General features: G+C 45.3%; 8 protein-coding genes. 3 read left to right on the forward strand and 5 right to left on the reverse strand.

Annotated elements, in window-relative coordinates:
• Positions 1-75: 75 nt before the first annotated feature.
• From DDR33_RS05590 to DDR33_RS05600, 3 genes are all read right to left on the reverse strand, one after another.
• A complete protein-coding gene (locus DDR33_RS05590; protein ID WP_109414773.1) occupies positions 76-1,011 on the reverse strand; it encodes a dihydrodipicolinate synthase family protein in 936 nt (311 codons plus the stop codon).
• 432 nt (positions 1,012-1,443) lie between these two features.
• Positions 1,444-3,336 (reverse strand): RagB/SusD family nutrient uptake outer membrane protein, encoded by a 1,893-nt coding sequence (locus tag DDR33_RS05595; RefSeq protein ID WP_109414774.1) that lies wholly within the window; start codon positions 3,334-3,336, stop codon positions 1,444-1,446.
• Between the two features lie 59 nt (positions 3,337-3,395).
• Positions 3,396-6,446, reverse strand: coding sequence for a SusC/RagA family TonB-linked outer membrane protein (locus DDR33_RS05600; RefSeq protein ID WP_109414775.1), 3,051 nt, complete (start codon positions 6,444-6,446; stop codon positions 3,396-3,398).
• Positions 6,447-6,725: 279 nt separating this feature from the next.
• Here DDR33_RS05600 and DDR33_RS05605 point away from each other — a divergent pair, with 279 nt between their 5' ends.
• The 3 genes from DDR33_RS05605 to DDR33_RS05615 are packed head-to-tail and all read left to right on the forward strand — an operon-like array spanning position 6,726 to position 12,361.
• Positions 6,726-9,935, forward strand: a complete 3,210-nt coding sequence (locus DDR33_RS05605; protein WP_109414776.1) for a SusC/RagA family TonB-linked outer membrane protein — start codon at positions 6,726-6,728, stop codon at positions 9,933-9,935.
• A 10-nt stretch (positions 9,936-9,945) separates the two neighbouring features.
• Entirely contained in the window at positions 9,946-11,397 is a 1,452-nt protein-coding gene (locus DDR33_RS05610) for a RagB/SusD family nutrient uptake outer membrane protein (RefSeq protein ID WP_109414777.1), read from the forward strand.
• A 37-nt stretch (positions 11,398-11,434) separates the two neighbouring features.
• On the forward strand, positions 11,435-12,361 hold the full coding sequence (locus DDR33_RS05615; RefSeq protein WP_202913659.1) for a glycoside hydrolase: 927 nt from the start codon (positions 11,435-11,437) through the stop codon (positions 12,359-12,361).
• A 30-nt stretch (positions 12,362-12,391) separates the two neighbouring features.
• Here DDR33_RS05615 and DDR33_RS05620 read toward each other — a convergent pair whose 3' ends face one another.
• Both DDR33_RS05620 and DDR33_RS05625 read right to left on the reverse strand, forming a co-directional pair.
• The gene (locus DDR33_RS05620; protein WP_109414778.1) at positions 12,392-13,192 is read right to left on the reverse strand and encodes a Fic family protein; all 801 of its coding nucleotides are present in this window, start codon (positions 13,190-13,192) and stop codon (positions 12,392-12,394) included.
• A 184-nt stretch (positions 13,193-13,376) separates the two neighbouring features.
• A partial coding sequence (locus DDR33_RS05625) for a family 43 glycosylhydrolase (RefSeq protein WP_158280641.1) occupies positions 13,377-16,962 on the reverse strand: 3,586 nt, incomplete at its 5' end.

Raw genomic sequence — 16,962 nt, forward strand, 5'->3', positions numbered from 1 at the left:
ACTGCATGGCCCCATACAGGAAGCCGATGGCCGACAGCCGATAGCCGATAGCTAAAAACAGCCAATTGCTAACAACTAATTTCCAACAGCCGCCAGGCGTCCCCAGCTTCCTTCGGGCAATTCGGGACGAACAGCCAGGGCATCATTGATGATCCCGAGAACCTTCTCCCTTTCTGCGCCTTCTATTACCAGCCTTGGGCTTCTGACAGTTTCTGTGCCTATGCCGGTCATTACTTCTGCCAGTTTGATATATTGTACAAGCTTGGGATGTATATCAAGTTCGAGCACAGGATGGAACCAGCGATAAATAGCCAGGGCTTCTTCATATCTTCCTGCTTTCACGAGACGGTAGATGGCAACGGTTTCCTTTGGAAACGCATCTACGAGGCCGGCTACCCATCCGTCTGCACCCATCACCAGGCTTTCCATGGCCAGTGGATCTACACCGCACATAATTTTAAAGCGGTCACCAAACCTGTTCTTCATCCTTGTAACATTAGCTACATCCCTGGTAGATTCCTTTACGGCTTCGATATTCTCAAGTTCAGCCAATTCTGCAAACATGTCGAGTGTTACTTCGATCTTATAGTCTACAGGATTATTGTATATCATAACAGGCAGGGAAACAGAGCTTGCTATTTCTTTAAAGAACGTCACAGTTTCACGGTCATCCGCTTTATACCGCATCGGAGGCAAAAGCATTAATCCATCGGCTCCGATCTCTTCGGCTCTTTTCGCTATTGCGACTGCAGTCTTAGTAGATTGTTCAGCTATATTTAGTATAAGAGGTATTTTTCCTCCCACCAGTTCTATAGTATGTTTCAATAATACAAATTTTTCTTCATCGGTCAATACACTCGCTTCCCCCAGCGAGCCACCAAGAATAAGGCCGTCTATACCGGCGTCGAGCTGCGCCTCAATGTGCTTGTCGTAGGCGATAAGATCAAGTTCATCATTAAGCGTAAATTTAGTAGTAATTGCAGGATATACTCCTTTCCATTCAACTTTCATATTCGAACAATTTTTTATTTCAAAAGTAAAGGCCAGAAAAGTTGGGGATTTTATTAAAATTAGCCTGTACTTATTCTATTTTAACCCATATTGTTGCCGGAAATTATCTGGTAAAATCCTGCCAATAGTTGCAAAGAAACTTTTAGTCTCTGCGGAAGCCGGATAACTATATTTATCGCCCGGTTTATTTATACACCGATGTGCACTTTATTCATTTCAACTATGATCCTCCTTTGCAACGTAACTGACCTGGTTTAAGAAGCCGGTTCCCTTTACTCATGTACATGTCCACAATCACTTCTGGCAGCCCAAGATGGAAGTCAACGTAAATGTGACGATTCCTTGATCGCGTTCAGATAAGATATTACACAACAAAAGAGGCAGATTCTCAAAATAACATGAGAACCTGCCTCTTTTTGTATAGCAGTTTGCTTACCAGCCGTAGTTCTGTACCAGTTGACGATTTACTTCCATCTCAGATTGAGGAATAGGAAACAAATAATGTTTAGGTTGAAAAACCCGGGTCTGAATAACGACAGTTTTATAAAACAAAGCAAGTCCGGCTTCCTTACTGTTAACATCTAATCCGGTACTTTTAAGCTCTTCAGTAGTGGGTCTTGCATTTAATCCGTGAACAGGGCCGTTATCTACTTGTGTACCAATCAGCCAACGCCTTACATCCCAAAAGCGGTGAGATTCAAAAGCAAATTCAATCCTGTTTTCATTTTGTATCCTTTTCCTAAATCCTTCTTTAGTATTATCTTCGGCTATTACAGGCAATTGAGGCATTCCGGCTCTCTTGCGTACTTCGTTTACAGCAGCGAAAGCTTCCGGTGTAGGACCATCATAATATTCGTTCAAAGCCTCCGCATAGTTCAGATAAACTTCAGCCATCCGGATTACAGGATCATTCCTCTGAGCATCAGGCGATCCCCAGTAATTATTCATGTCAACATTCGGATCGAGCCACTTTCTGACATTGTAACCACTTATAGGGAAGGTTCCTGTCGGCTTAGGCCATCCCTGAGAGGTTCCGCCGTTAGCGCCCCACCAAGCCAGCCAGATAGGCATGTTATTGGTGTTATGTGTTGCCCACTTGCTCCCCTGGAAAGAGATACTTGCATAAAAACGGGGATCCCTGTTTTTATAACGGTTAGAAATATTCTCAAGATGAATTCTGCGGCCACTTACGCCATCTATACCATCCATATCTCCCGACCAAAAACCATCTTCCTGATATCCGGAGTTTGGATGATTTATAGGGTATCCGTTATTCATTTCATAGCTGTCTACCAGCTCTTCCAAAATACTGTATTTACCCCATCCTCCAAACTCTCCTCCATAAGGGAGAAGTTCCATTTCGATATTTTTCGTATTGGCTATCACCCTGGCAAAAATTACTTCAGTCCAGTTTCTTGTATTAAAAACACGCGCATAACTGTTAACAGGGTCGCCGTTAATTGTATTCAAATGATAAATATTGAGATCAATGACTTTTTTGGCTGCATCAGCAGCTCTTTTCCACTTCTCTTTGTCGTAAGACTGGCTGAAGATAGCTCCTCCATCGGGGTTTTTAACTGAAGCATATAACGTATTACCATTAAAAAGGGGACTTGCCGCATAAGTTAGGGTACGAGCGGCCAATGCAAGGGCAGCGCCTTTGGTAACTCTCCCCAGATTGGCATCTTCGTAGGAGACAGGGAGGGTTTCAGATATTTCTTCACACTCCGACACTATAAAATTGACGACTTCGTCGACCGATGCTCTTGGTATCCGCAGCTGATCGGCTTCAGCGGCCTCATAAGATTGAGTTATAATTGGAACACCGCCGTATCTCCTTAACAGCTCGAAATAAAACAGGGAGCGAAGAAATCGTGCTTCTGCTTTATACCTGGGGATAACAGTAGCGTAGAATGAAGCCTGTTCCCCTGCCACAGGCACTTTGTCAATGTTTTCTAAAAACAGATTAGCTTTTCTTATTTTTTGATACGAGGCATCCCAGTTATCATAAGGATTGTTAGCCGCATGCCACGCTCCGTTATTATAATACAAAGGATAGTATCCGGCTCCCCAATGATGGAATGTCTCATCGGTCGCAGCTGTGATCTCGTCAGTATACCCGTTTACATCAAGCACTCCCTGGATCTGAGAATAAAGATTAGCCAATACACCATTCGCATTATTAATATTTCCCCAAACCTGATCGTCTGTCACCAACTCCGAGGGAACCACATCAAGGAATTTCTCACAGGAGGATAAGCTAACAATAACAAGACAGGTGATTATGGCCCTTGCTCTTATTAATATATTATTATATAGTTTCATTTTTTTCTATTAAATAGTAACGGGTTGCAGAAAGATGTTTATTATTATGTCAGCGAGGGTTAAAGACCTATGGTTAGCCCAAGATTGAAAACCCGTTGTTGTGGATAATTACCCGAATCATTGGGAATTTCCGGATCAAATATTTTGATATCATCCCAGGTAATCAGGTTAATTCCGTTTACAAAGAAACGTGCGTTTTTAACTCCAACTCGACCTGTAATTGACTTTGGGAAAGTAAATCCAAGTTCTACATTCTTCAATCGTACATAATCCGTTGAACGCAGCCAATATGATGACGTTTGATGATTATTGGCATTCGCTGCATAAGACATTCTCGGATATTTCGCATCTGGCCTGTCTGGCGTCCAAAAGTTGTCCTTGATATCACTCAAAACTCCCGAATCACCCGAAAAAGCCCAGATACGCGGACCTGTTAACCAAACATTCCCTCCAAATGCACCCTGGAACAATGCACTTAAGTCCAAACCTTTATAATTGAAGCCGAGAGCAACCCCCATCATCTTCTCCGAAATCCTTGATTTTCCTAAATATGGCGCATCCTGCGAATTCACTACCCCGTCGTTATTGGTATCCTGATATCTGATATCTCCCGGCTGAACACGGCCGAACGCTGACTGATCGGGACTCGAGTCGATTTCTTCCTGTGACTGAAATAAACCCAATGCGACAAGAGCCCGCTGATCATTCACGCTACGTCCGGTCCAGCGCCTGTACTCCTGCCCAAGGTATTCAGGCTCATCCATTTCAATGATCTTATTCCTTGCAAAGGAGAAGTTACCCTTTAGAAAATATCCCGACTTTCTAAATTGTCTCCGGTATTCGGCGGAGACTTCATACCCCTTATTTTCAACTTCTCCCAGGTTGACTAACGGCAAATTACCGATCCCAATAGCGCCGGGTGTGGTTCCGGGCGGGGCAAGTATATCTTTCCTGCTTTCATAAAAAACATCTCCGGTGAATGATAAAGCACCTTTAAAAAACTCCATATCTAATCCGACATTGTATTTCGTAGCCTTCTCCCAGGTCACGTCCAGGTTCCCGGTGCGGTCTTCCACTGTTCCCGGATACCATACTCCATCCCTGTTCTTTCCAAACTGGTAGCCGGTACCTCCAAGGCTCCAGGTACTTTGATACAGAAAACGCTCACTACCGATCTTATCATTACCAACTTTCCCGGCACTTGCCCTTACCTTCAACAAGTTAACCAAGCTCACATTATCCTTGAAAAAGGGCTCTTCCGAAAGGATATATCCCAGAGAAACTGCGGGAAAAAGGTCATACCGCTTTCCTTTCGGAAAATTCTCTGATCCGTTGTAACCAAAGTTCAGCTCCGAAAAAAGCTTGCTCTTATACGAATAGCCTAATCTCCCTATGATTCCGTTATATTTATAAGGCAAACCCAGAGTTGCCTGACCGGAACCCACCGCATCAAAAAAGCTCTGTTGCTGATACAGCAGCATGGCAGAGAGAGAATGTTTGCCCAAAAACATATGCTCATAATTCAGGTAGGCCTCTACCTGCGTTCTTCTGTTGCTGTTCGCTAATACATTATATCCGAGGTTATCTGTTCCGTCAGATATTTTAGTATATATCCCTTTAGAAAGATCAGTCTCCTGATCGTTAGCAAGAGAATATTGGTAGGTATAGTATGACTTGAATCTCTCGACATTCCGGTAACCATAAGAATCAAAAGAAAGTCTCACCCTGGTACTCAAGCCCTTGGTTATAAAAGGAAGCTGCAGGGTAAAACCAGCTGTGGCCTGGAGGTTATTAGAAAAGTTTCGCTGATAACCGCCCTGAGTTAACCGTCCATAAGGATTGTAGGGTTTCGCAAGAAGATAGGCTACAGAACCATCAGGATTGGACATTGGATATAAATATGGCGGAATTGCCTGCATATCTGCAAACAGCGACCCGGCTGCTACAGACGGATAGTTGTTATCATAAATAATCTGACCTAGGTTTAGCTCCATTGTCAGGTCCCGCGTGATATTGACATCAATATTCGACCTGAAGTTATATTTGTTATTAACAGCCTGAATATTGTAGTCGGAAAGATCTGCATATCTGTAAAGACCATCCTGCCTGAGATAAGAAATCGAAGTAAAATATTTCACTGTCTGGCTACCGCCAGACACATTCAAATTTCCCTGATACATACCAGAGGTGGGTTTTAACAGCTCTTTTAACCAGTTGACATTAGGATACAAATATTGATATGCAGGCATACTCCGATCCCTGAATTTATTGAGAAATTCATCTGTATATTGAGAGGTACTCTGTCCATCATTGATCAGCCCAATTTTGTAAAGACTTAAAGCATCGTATGAATCGAGATAATCAGGTAAACGTGTTGGCTCCTGAATTCCGCTCTGAGCAGTAAATGAAATAGAAGGTTTACCCTCTTTTCCGCGTTTCGTAGTTACGAGAACCACTCCATTTGCTCCTCTTACCCCATAGACAGCTGTCGAAGAAGCATCCTTCAAAATTGAAATGCTCTCTACCTCATTAGGATCAATGCCCGAAAAAGAACGCTCAACGCCGTCTACAAGGATTAACGGATTCTGACTTCCTGTAAACGTTGCCATTCCCCTGATCCACAACTGAGTACCATCAAACCCAGGCTCCCCGCTATTTTGAAGAGTAATAAGCCCCGGCAGCCTTCCCGCCAGGGCATTACTCAGATTTGCTACAGGACTTTGTGTTAATTCCTTAGTACCTACAGACGCTATTGAGCCGGTAAGACTTACTTTCTTTTGCTTCCCGTAGCCTACTACCACCACTTCATTCAAGGATTGATTGTCCTCTTTCAATGTTATTCTTAATACAGACAGGTTTCCAACCTTTATTTCCTTTGACTGAAAACCGATTGCCGACACAATCAAAACATCTGTTTCGACGGAACGAATAGAAAATCTGCCGTCTAGCCCGGTCGAAGCCCCCCTGCTGGTGCCTTTAACCTTAACAGTGGCCCCGGGCAGTGCAATTCCGGCGGTGTCCAGAACTGTACCGGTTACTGTCCTCGTTTGAGAGAACGCCGGAAAGGCCAGGATGATAGATAAAAAACAAAAAAGTAGCTTTTTTTTCATGATTTAAAATGCATTTAGTTTGTGAGAAGCTTTAAAACCAAATCTAACAATGAAAAAAAGGCAGCTATTTTTTGATATTATCCAGATGTAGCCGCATTTTGACAAGTTCCTTATTACTATCATAACATATAGGTTTCCGCCGCCCCTATAATCTTATTAACACAACTATACTCTGTTAAAAATCGCTAACTGTCGGGTAAAATCGTGAGAGCATCGCCCCTGGTATTAATCTAACTTTATCAAAACGTTAAGCTGTCAATCTCACTAATCCAAATTAATATGAACACAAAAACGACTCTATGGAAACAAGTAAGGCTTACTTCATTCCTGATGTGTTTGTTAATTCCCTGGCTGGCCAGTGCCCAGATTAAGGTTACGGGACAAGTAACAGACGCTGGGAACCAGGCTCTTCCTGGTGTGTCAATTGCCGAAAAGGGAACAAACAAGCGGGTTAGCACCGATGCTAACGGAAACTACACCATTACCGTGTCGGGACAAAATGCAGTACTGCGCGCATCCTATATCGGATTCGCGACCATCGAAATTGCGGTGAACGGAAGGACTTCAGTCCCTATAAAACTAGTGGAATCCGGAAATACGCTGGATGAAGTAATGGTCACTGCTTACGGAACAAGCAAGCGGTCGTCCTTTACAGGCTCAGCAAGTGTGATCAATAATAAACAGATCAGCACACTACAGCCTTCGAACATCACCCAGGGGCTTCAGGGCTTGTCGGCTGGGGTGCAGGTCATCAACAACAGCGGCCGGCCCGGGGCAGAAGGAACAATCGTTATACGTGGCCTGGGTTCCATGAAAGCCAGCACAAGCCCTTTATACGTTATTGATGGTGTCCCGCTGGATATTCCATTAAGTTCGCTTTCATATTCTGATATTGAATCGATTACGGTGTTGAAAGATGCAGCATCAACCACTCTTTATGGATCAAGAGCCGGTAATGGAGTGGTACTTATCACCACTAAAAAAGGAAGCTCACAAAAAACCGTAGTAAACTTCAGGTCGAATTTCAGCACCAGCGACTTCGCTGTAAAATATCCGGAGAAGGTTTCCGCGGCAAAACAGTATGAACTGACATTTGAAGGGCTCTACAACGACGCCACCGACTTTAAGAAATTCAACGACGCACAGGCCAGGGAATATGCATATAATACTGTCACAAGAGTATTCTGGAATACGACTCCGGTGACACTTCCTGATGGTACCCAAAGACAGTTCAGGTCTGGCTGGAATACAGACTACCCCGTTGGCCTTGATGGAAAGATCAAACCGGATGCAAAACGTTTATGGGAGTTCGACGCCTTTGATGAAGCTTTTTCCCATCGGCTTAAGCAGGATTATGGAGTCGATATCAGTGGCGCGATGGGAAATAAAACCAACTACTTCGCATCTGCATCACTGTTGGATGACAAGGGTATTTTTATTACGGATAATTTTAAACGATTTACGGGAAGGCTGACCCTGAATACAGAAGTCAATGACAAAATATCATTCAGCAACTCTTTAAATTATTCCAGCTCGACTAACAGGAACGGGGATTACGCCGCCCGGGTGTTCAGGGTCTTTCCGATGGAATACTCCGCTTACCTGTGGGATCATCAGACCAACCGGTATGCCGTGAGTCAGTTTACGGGCAAGAAGCTGCTCGACGAAGGCCGGTTCAACGGCAGGGCCTGGTGGCCGGGATGGAGTGCATTCGGTTCGTTATCTTCGGATGTCAGGAACTACAACGACAATATACAAACGGTATCATCCCTCAACTATCAGATCACGAACTATCTCTCCTTTAAATCAACTTATTCCTACCAGTTAGTAAGCGCTGAAGAGAACCGGTGGAACAGCCCTGAGCGGGAAGATCAGCTTGTAGCATCCGACGGACGTGCTACGCGTGCCTCTTACCGGAATACATCACATACCTTAAATAATGTATTCACCTTCGATAAGAGATTTTCGGAGAAACATCATATCAATGCGCTGCTCGGCCAGGAAGCTTACAACTATACTACCCGCGGATTCGGGGCAGACAGGAACGGGCTTGATCTTCCGTCATATACCGAAATCTCTACTGGCTGGGGCGATCCAACCGCATGGTCGGGCAAAGATGAGTATGCTCTGTCGAGCTTCTTTTCTTCCTTGTCATACGACTACGGTGACCGGTATTACCTCTCGGCCAGCTTCCGGACCGACGGGTCATCGCGGTTTAAAAAAGAAAACCGCTGGGGCCAGTTCTGGTCTGCCGGTGCATCCTGGAGAGTTACACAGGAGGATTTCATGAAAGGTACCTCTTCCTGGCTCAACGACCTGAAACTAAAGGCCAGCTACGGAGAAGTAGGCAATGACCGCGTAGGATACTATCCTTACATGCAGCTGTTTGACGCTGCCAATAACTACGCCGGAAACGGGGGCGTTATTCAGGGTCAGCTCGCCAACCCTTCTATTACCTGGGAAACCAACGTACAAACAAATGCAGGAATCGAGTTTCAACTGTTCAACAAGCTCACAGGATCATTTGAACTGTTCACCAGGAAATCAGAGAAACTGATTTTGGATAAGCCGCTAGCTCCATCAACCGGCAACAATAGTATTACCACCAATATAGGCGATTTACAGAATAAGGGGATTGAAGTCGATCTGTCATTCCAGGCATTTAAAACAAAAGATTTTGACTGGACAATTGGCATGAACGCCACTCATTATAAGAACAAGATCACAAGGCTTCCATCTGCACAGGAAAGAATCACCCGCGGCGTGGCAACATTTATATGGAAAGAAGGGAATTCGCGGTACGACCTTTACGCTCCGGAATGGGCCGACGTAAATCCCGACAATGGCCGCAACCGCTGGTGGAAAAAGGAGTTCGACGCAAGCGGCAAGGTGGTTAACCGGGTTAAAACAGAGAACTATACAGAAGTATCCGCACTGGAACAATATGACAACGTCGGGTCAGTGCTTCCTGATGTTTTCGGATCAGTAACCAATACCTTCAGATATCATAATCTTGATCTCTCGGTCATGCTGTACTACAGTCTTGGTGGTGTGATGTACGATTACAATTTCTCAGAAAGCACTGTTCTCCGGGAGAATTTTGCAGCATATGATTATCTCGATAACCGCTGGACACAACCCGGCCAGGTAACTGATGTGGGAAAGATCTATACCTACGAAGGATTCAATGCAAACTCGGTTGCACGGTATTCCAGCAAGTTCGTTTCAAAAAATGATTTCGCAAGGCTCCGCAATCTCACGGTTGGGTATACGATCCCGCGAAAGTGGCTCGACAAGGCAAAGATCAAGAATATAAGGCTTTATTTCAGGGGCGACAACCTGCTGACGTTCGGAAAACTAAAAGACAGGGGTACGGATCCTGAAAACATCTCGGTTACGGGGAATGAGAATGTATACGGTCTAATCGATTCCAATTCCCCTATTCCGGCCTTAAGAACTTATAGTGTTGGTTTAAACGTTCAATTTTAACTAATCTGACATGAAATTGAGAAAATACACTGCAGCGCTGTTCATTTCGGCAGCCCTCTGCGCCTCCGGTTGTAAAGACTATCTGGATACAGCCCCTACAACTCCTACTGAGCAGGAAATCCTGCATACTATGGGAGGCATCAGGGCAGCCTTAACCGGCACTTATTCCCTGATGAGAAACGTCCCTTCCTGGGGTGTTAACCTCTATAGTCCTCCTGGAATTCTTGCCCTCTCGACTACAAGCGGAATGGATATCATGATTAATAATGAGCAGCCGGGAGATTACTGGAACTTTTACTCCTTCTTTACCCAGCGCTATGAGGCCTCTCAGCCTGTTCCGACCAATCTGTGGGCTGCGATGTATGCAATTATTAAAAACGCCAATATTGTTATTCAAAACATAGACAATATTGAAGGCGACGCCACGGAAAAAAACAATATCAAAGGACAGGCGCTGGCAATTAGGGCGAGGTGCTATTTTAACCTGATCAGGTTTTATCAGCATACCTACATCATTGCCAGAAACAAACCGGGAGTTCCCGTCTATCTTAATACTACAACGGAGCCGAAGGAAAGGTCGACAGTGGAAGAGGTTTATAAACAGATACTGGCAGACCTTACTACGGCCGAAACTCTTCTGGCAGAGTACAGCAGAGGCGGTTCAAAAGAATTCTATAACGACGATGTCGTTCATTTTCTCCTCGCCAATGTTTATCTGACCATGAATAACTGGGCGAAGGCACAGGAATATGCCAACAAAGTACGGACTGCATATCCGCTTATGAGTATGGACGAGTATAAAGCCGGATTTTCGACTACCAACGCCGAGTGGGTACTCGGCTATATTCAAACATCGCAGGACTACTGGTGGTATGATTCGCCGGCCTGCTGGTGGGATTTTGGGCAAAATGATGCACCCTGGCAATCGGAGTTGTTTTTACCCGTAAAGCACTTTGTGGAGGTCATCATGAAAGATGATCCCCGTAACCTGACTATGCCCAATCCTCTTTATCCCGGACAGTACGCTGCCACCAAGTTTAAGGAACTGAAGAAACAACCGCCTTACGGAGATCTGTTTGATATGCGGGCTGCGGAAATGTATCTTGTAGAAGCAGAAGCTGCGGCACGCCAGGGCAGCACTTCTACCGCTCTCCAGATCCTGAATACGCTTCAGAATCAAAGGGGCGCTGCCGTCACCAGCACCACCAGTCAGCAGCAACTTATCGATGCCATCCTGCTGGAACGGCGTAAAGAGATGTGGGGAGAAGGACTGGATTATTTTGACGTCGCACGATTGCAAAAACCAATTGTTAAAAGAGTGGCAGACGGCCACTACCAGGAAGTGAATTTGCCGGCTAATTCCAACAGGCTGATCATGATGATCCCAATGAATGAAATGATCAATAATCCCAATATGGTGCAAAATCCAGATCCTGTACAGCAACCGGTATTTGTTCCTTAATTTTCAAATTAATAGCTAATAACGATAGATACATCCGATGAAGGAGACAACAAGAATTATAATTTCCTGTATAATTACTATTTTCTTTTATTCCTCCCTTCCGGGAGGTCAGGTTTTCGGTCTCACCCGAAAACCTGACTCTTCACTCATTTCTTCATTTTCCTCAGCCTTTGTAACAACCCCTCCTGCCGGACTCGGTCTGGATCCCTTTTACAGAAAGTATTCCGATGCCTTCGGGATTCCGGTTGTTTCATCGGAGAAAGTTCCGGATGATGCACTTTTGATAGCACGCGATGTCATTAACTACATGCTTCTGAAACGGTATGATATCCGGCAGGAATTGATAAAACGTAAAGCAAGGCTTTGCATCATGGCTGCAACGGAGTTTGAGACTGACCTTCCCGAGCGGCGCAACTGGAAGAAGCCGGCCAGAGATGATGTACGTCTTACCCCTTCGGAGCGCGAGAACTACGATAAGCCAGGTGGCATTGCCGGCATGAGCGACAGGGAATACTGGAACAAGAGGGCGCGTGGTATGGGAGGAACCATAACGTCTTGTGCGGAGGAAAATATCTTAGGATACCCGGGTACACGCTACTATGGCGAAAATATCCTGGTGCACGAATTCAGCCACAACATCATGGGCGCTATTGAAACAGCTGATCCTATCTTGTATAAACGAATCGAACGTGCTTATGAGAAGGCAAAGGCTAAAGGAATGTACAAAGATCAGTACGCGATTAACACGGTTGCCGAGTACTGGGCAGAAGGCACACAATGGTGGTTCTGGTCGAACTACGAATTTTATGACGGCCAGAGAAGGATCCAGTCGCCCGATGATCTTAAAGGATATGACCCGGAACTTTTTGATATTTTAAGCCAGGCATATGCCGGTCACCACATTCCCGCTGACGTGTATTATGGAAGGAATATCAGGCCAAACAGTGTGACCAAGAAACATTAGCAGTATAATGCATTATACGCGGACCAGACCTTACAAAATCATAGAAAAGGCCCCTCCTTTCAGGGGCTTTTGACTTTCGCGCAGTTTATCAATCTCAAGTTGCAGCGTTTTTTGAAATTGCGAATGCATAAAAGATCTGAAAATATTGAGATCATCCTTTTTTCTGGTGTCGATAAGCGCCTGAAAATATTCGGCTTTATCTTCCAGAAAGACCAACGACAAGGGAAGATTGCTTCGCTGCTGAATATGGTTCATCAAAAGCCTTGAAGTACGACCGTTGCCATCATAAAAAGGGTGAATAGTGACAAATAAAAAGTGAGTATCAAAAGCTAGATTGAGGCGATGCACCGGATCGACAGACTTTTCAAGTTCTTTATTGACAGAAGCAACCAGGTTGTCTATAAGTGCCGGCACTTTATCGTAAGAGGGCGGCATTGATTGTCCAACAGTAACAGCGCTCTTTCGATACTCACCTTTAGCAACATCAACAGAGCCAAGTACTGTGCTGACAATGCCACCTGTCCTTCGCATTACCAGTGCATTGATATTTTTTATAAACTCAGTGCTTACCCGGCATGTGAGATTATCAGGATTCACAGCGTAAAGAAGTGCGTCATAATGATCCAGTACCATCATACTGTGATCGATAGGTTTCCCCTTTGGCGTAATATGTTCATCTAACAAAAGATCTGTCTCGACTCTGGTTAAGGTTGATCCTTCTATAGAACTCGAATGGTGTACGATAGCATAATGGTTAAATTTCTCATAGTTCACCACCTGCGTCAATCGCAACTCATTAAATTCTTTCAACTTTTTTAAACTCTCTTCCATCTTCGCCAGAAAAACAATCAACTTTTTTTCCGTCTTTATGAACGGCTCTGAATATATCGCAAAGTGACAAGTTACCGTACTTAAAACACAAACTAACGAAAAAAGTTAAATCTATTGCTACTTCTCTGCTCAGAAAGATTTACAAGACATTGGCTATGTTTATAACCACTTCTCTAGCGCCTTTTTAGTCCTTAGCTTTCGGCGTTATAATCCTTAGATTATCAAATGTTCCGAAGCCGGCCTGCTTTCCGTATGCGGCGTGAAATATTCCGACCTGCAGCTTAGGCCCGTTCAGATCGGGCCTCTTTACCGGGCTCCCTGGCAAATCGTACCATACATGTCCGTCCTTACTGCTTTGAATATAGAACATATCACCCTGCTTTCTTATTTGCAGATGGCGGTCATACTCCCAGGCGGAAGCATTGTTTGTCTGTAGCCTTCCGAAATCACCGAGATTAGTGACCAGGTTGCCGATCCCCCAGCCAGGCATGATACCGTTCTGAATAAGCCTTTCTGCCCTGCCGGCCGGTACGTCGCCATTGGCAAGCCGTACCATTAATCCGGCTTCATTCGCTCCAACAGGTCTCTTTTCCGCCAAACCTGTAATGTCTGTAATTTCTACCCTTATGACAAAATCACTGTCAGTCTCCTTGTACAAAAATGGCCCGGCAGGTTCTGAACCATCCCAGTTGGAACCGGAAGATGCCAGGATCAGGCTTCCGTTTACAGAAGCAATTTTTGATGCGCTGCTTCCTTTTAGCTTCCCTGTTAAACCATCCCAGAAAGAGCCGCTCATCCCACCGGCTAGAAAATCACGACCACCGTCAAATGAATCTTCATATATTGAGAAGTAAGCAGTATTCATTTTGACTTCCACAGGATCTGACAGAGCCGAAATATTCCCGTACTGATCCTTGACTTTAAAGGAAAACAGATATCTGTTGCCGGGTCTTAAATTGTAGCTAATGAACGAAGGATCTTCCTGCCATCCGCTCCCCATGCTCTTTATTCCGTCTTTTACGATAAAATAGTATTGAGGCTTCCCGCCTTTCACCGATGAAGGATCAGCCGCCATACTTACCATATCGTCACTTACCGCATGCGGGCGCTGCATAAAAACTGGTTTCAGCCCGGCTAATCCCTCTTCAAAACTTCTTTGCCATTCAGTAAAAGAGGAATCAATAGCCGACAGGGGAATTGCTCTGCCGAAAACAGCCAGGTTCGAAATGTTCAATCGCCTCAGCTTAACTTTTTCACCGGATATTTCTCCTGCCTTCTCCGCCAGCCTTCCATCGATGTAAACAAGTGGCTCAAGTCCCTGGTCTTTCACGAGCATTACCTGGTGCCACATCCCTTTCCTGATAGTCCCTTTATAGGCAGATTTTCTTTTATTACCCATTAAATCGTCAAACATTGTGGTAACAGCACTTAGCGAAACATCTGACTCAGAGTATACAGAGGCAGATACAGTAAAAGCATGAAGCGATTTGAGTTTATCTTCCAGGAAACCGGAAGGCCGGAAGCCAGCGGACATGCCTGTGCCTAAACTGATTCTGCCGCCTTTATCCTCTATGACAGCGTCCCTGCATATAAAAAAGCCTGCGGCATTCCCCTCGTTAGTGATGCTGTCTTTTCTCCCGTAAGACAAACGGGTAGGATCCAGAAATGCTACCTCAGATGACATTTTCCCATTAACCGAAAGCACCTTGATCTCGTCTTCAGACAGCGCTTTGTCGTACATCTTTAATTCGGCAAGTGCACCCTTATAGAAATAATCCAGCCATTCGCTTGACCCCAGGTAGAAATGCGTCCCCCTTTTCAGAAAGAGCATTTTATTTTCCTCTGAATGAAGCTTGCCGTCGACAAAAACACGTTCCTTCGTTCCATCGAACACCACTGCAATATGATGCCATTTTCCGGCTTCAGGAATACTCTTATATGGCTGATCAGGCCATCCTCCATGTATCACTCCTCCTTCATTCCTGTCACTGCCGTACCCGATCACAGCACGGCTCAGCTCGCGCCTCCCGTCAGCCCAGGAAAAAACAGGCTCCTGCTTTTCGACCGCAGGATTAAAGACCCACATTGAAACAGTGAAACTGCTGTTCCCGCTACAGGTGGAAGGGACGCCAAAATTAGATTCCAGGTATTCTCTCCCGCTAAACACAACAGCAGTTTTCCCGCTGATCAGGCTCACATACGGAGCTTTCGCTCCCGAAGCAAGGAACTTACCTCCTGAGGCTCCCGAGTTCCTCCATTCAGTTACAGTGGAGCCAGCCTGCAGAAGGGAGGCATCCAGGTCTATCAGCAGGCCTGCGGGTTGATCCGGTACATTTTCCGGCTGAACATCCGATAGCTGGCCCGCCTCCCGGTTTTTATCGTTATAAACTTTTACATTCCAGATAGCCTTGTTCAGACCGGGATACTGAGTGCCGGTTATTTTTATCCGCAGAAAACGCGCTTTTACGTCCGCGTAATCCTCCATCGGGCTTCCCCACTGCCTGTTCGCGCTCTTGTCGGCAAATATTCTCCAGTCTTTACCATCTGTTGAGTATTCTATGAGATACTGATAATACCAGGTGGCATATTCAAACTGGATCTGGACTCGTTTCACCGGCACCACCTTTTCAAGATCTATCTGCAGCCACGCTTCATGCATGTTGTCAGCCGCTTTCCAGAGAGTGCCATTATTATCATCTGTTGCAAAAGACGGCCGGAAATCCTCACTGTAAAAGGATGAAGCCTGTACAGGTTTCCCGGAAGCCAGATTCGTTGTCTGGCTGGTTCTTTTAGCAAGCAGGCCAATACCTTCATGGGTTGGACTAACCTTCAGGATATTCCCTTCACTGTCGAATTCCAGCTCATCCGCACATAACTGACGGTGAAAGCCGCCACCTGAATGCGGGTTATTGTGCCGGTGATATACGAGATAAAAATCATCACCCTCACTAATTACGGATTGATGTCCGGGACCATGGACCGATCCGTCTTCATTAGTTACCAGCACCGGATTATTCTTACCGTATTCAAAAGGCCCCATCGGCCCGGTTTTACTCATCACATACTGAACCCTGTAAGTCTCGTCCTCACAACGCCCCGAAGAATAGGTCAGATAGTAAATACCGTTTCTCTTAAACATGAAAGGAGCCTCAAAAAAGTCTTTGGCTACGGTATTGGGAAGTTTGCTGAATTTGGAAAACGACTTCATATCGGAATTTAGCAGACCGATGCCGCATCCGCTGTTAGGATAAATTCCCCAGGTTCCCCAGAACATATACATTTTTCCGTCGTCGTCACGAAAAGTCTGCCCGTCGAGCGTGATAACATCCGGGATACGATAATTCTTCACGATGGGCTCACTTCCCGGCATCAGGGGCGTCCACGGCCCCGAAGGAGACGGTCCGGAAGCACCATATATTTCGACCGGCTGACAGTAATACAAATAGTATTTCCCGTCAGCACCGCGTGTCACATCCGGAGCCCAGTAGTGAGGCGTATTTGGCCAGTTCATTGGCTTCATTCTCCAGTTCAGAAAATCTTTTGATTCCCATACCTGTGGCGGTCCCAGTCCGCCGCCATTGCCATCTGTAGTAGCATAAATATACCAGGTGTCCCCGAACTTCTTCACTGTGGGGTCCGCGAAATAACCCGGAATAATAGGGTTACCGGCTCCGGGGGTATCGTGCTTTATCTGCGCAAAAGCCCCCGAAACAAAAAGCAGAAGTCCCGCAACCCCGCATCCCCAGGCACTCATTTTATTCATTCCGACT

Source organism: Pararcticibacter amylolyticus, from assembly GCF_003130405.1.
In the GTDB taxonomy this organism is placed as follows: Bacteria; Bacteroidota; Bacteroidia; order Sphingobacteriales; family Sphingobacteriaceae; genus Arcticibacter; species Arcticibacter amylolyticus.

Excerpts from the sequence above, each read along its gene's own strand:
- DDR33_RS05595 (WP_109414774.1), bottom strand. The coding sequence starts at position 3,336 with ATGAAACTATATAATAATATATTAATAAGAGCAAGGGCCATAATCACC.
- DDR33_RS05620 (WP_109414778.1), bottom strand. The coding sequence starts at position 13,192 with ATGGAAGAGAGTTTAAAAAAGTTGAAAGAATTTAATGAGTTGCGATTG.
- DDR33_RS05610 (WP_109414777.1), top strand. The coding sequence starts at position 9,946 with ATGAAATTGAGAAAATACACTGCAGCGCTGTTCATTTCGGCAGCCCTC.
- DDR33_RS05605 (WP_109414776.1), top strand. The coding sequence starts at position 6,726 with ATGAACACAAAAACGACTCTATGGAAACAAGTAAGGCTTACTTCATTC.
- DDR33_RS05590 (WP_109414773.1), bottom strand. The coding sequence starts at position 1,011 with ATGAAAGTTGAATGGAAAGGAGTATATCCTGCAATTACTACTAAATTT.
- DDR33_RS05615 (WP_202913659.1), top strand. The coding sequence starts at position 11,435 with ATGAAGGAGACAACAAGAATTATAATTTCCTGTATAATTACTATTTTC.
- DDR33_RS05600 (WP_109414775.1), bottom strand. The coding sequence starts at position 6,446 with ATGAAAAAAAAGCTACTTTTTTGTTTTTTATCTATCATCCTGGCCTTT.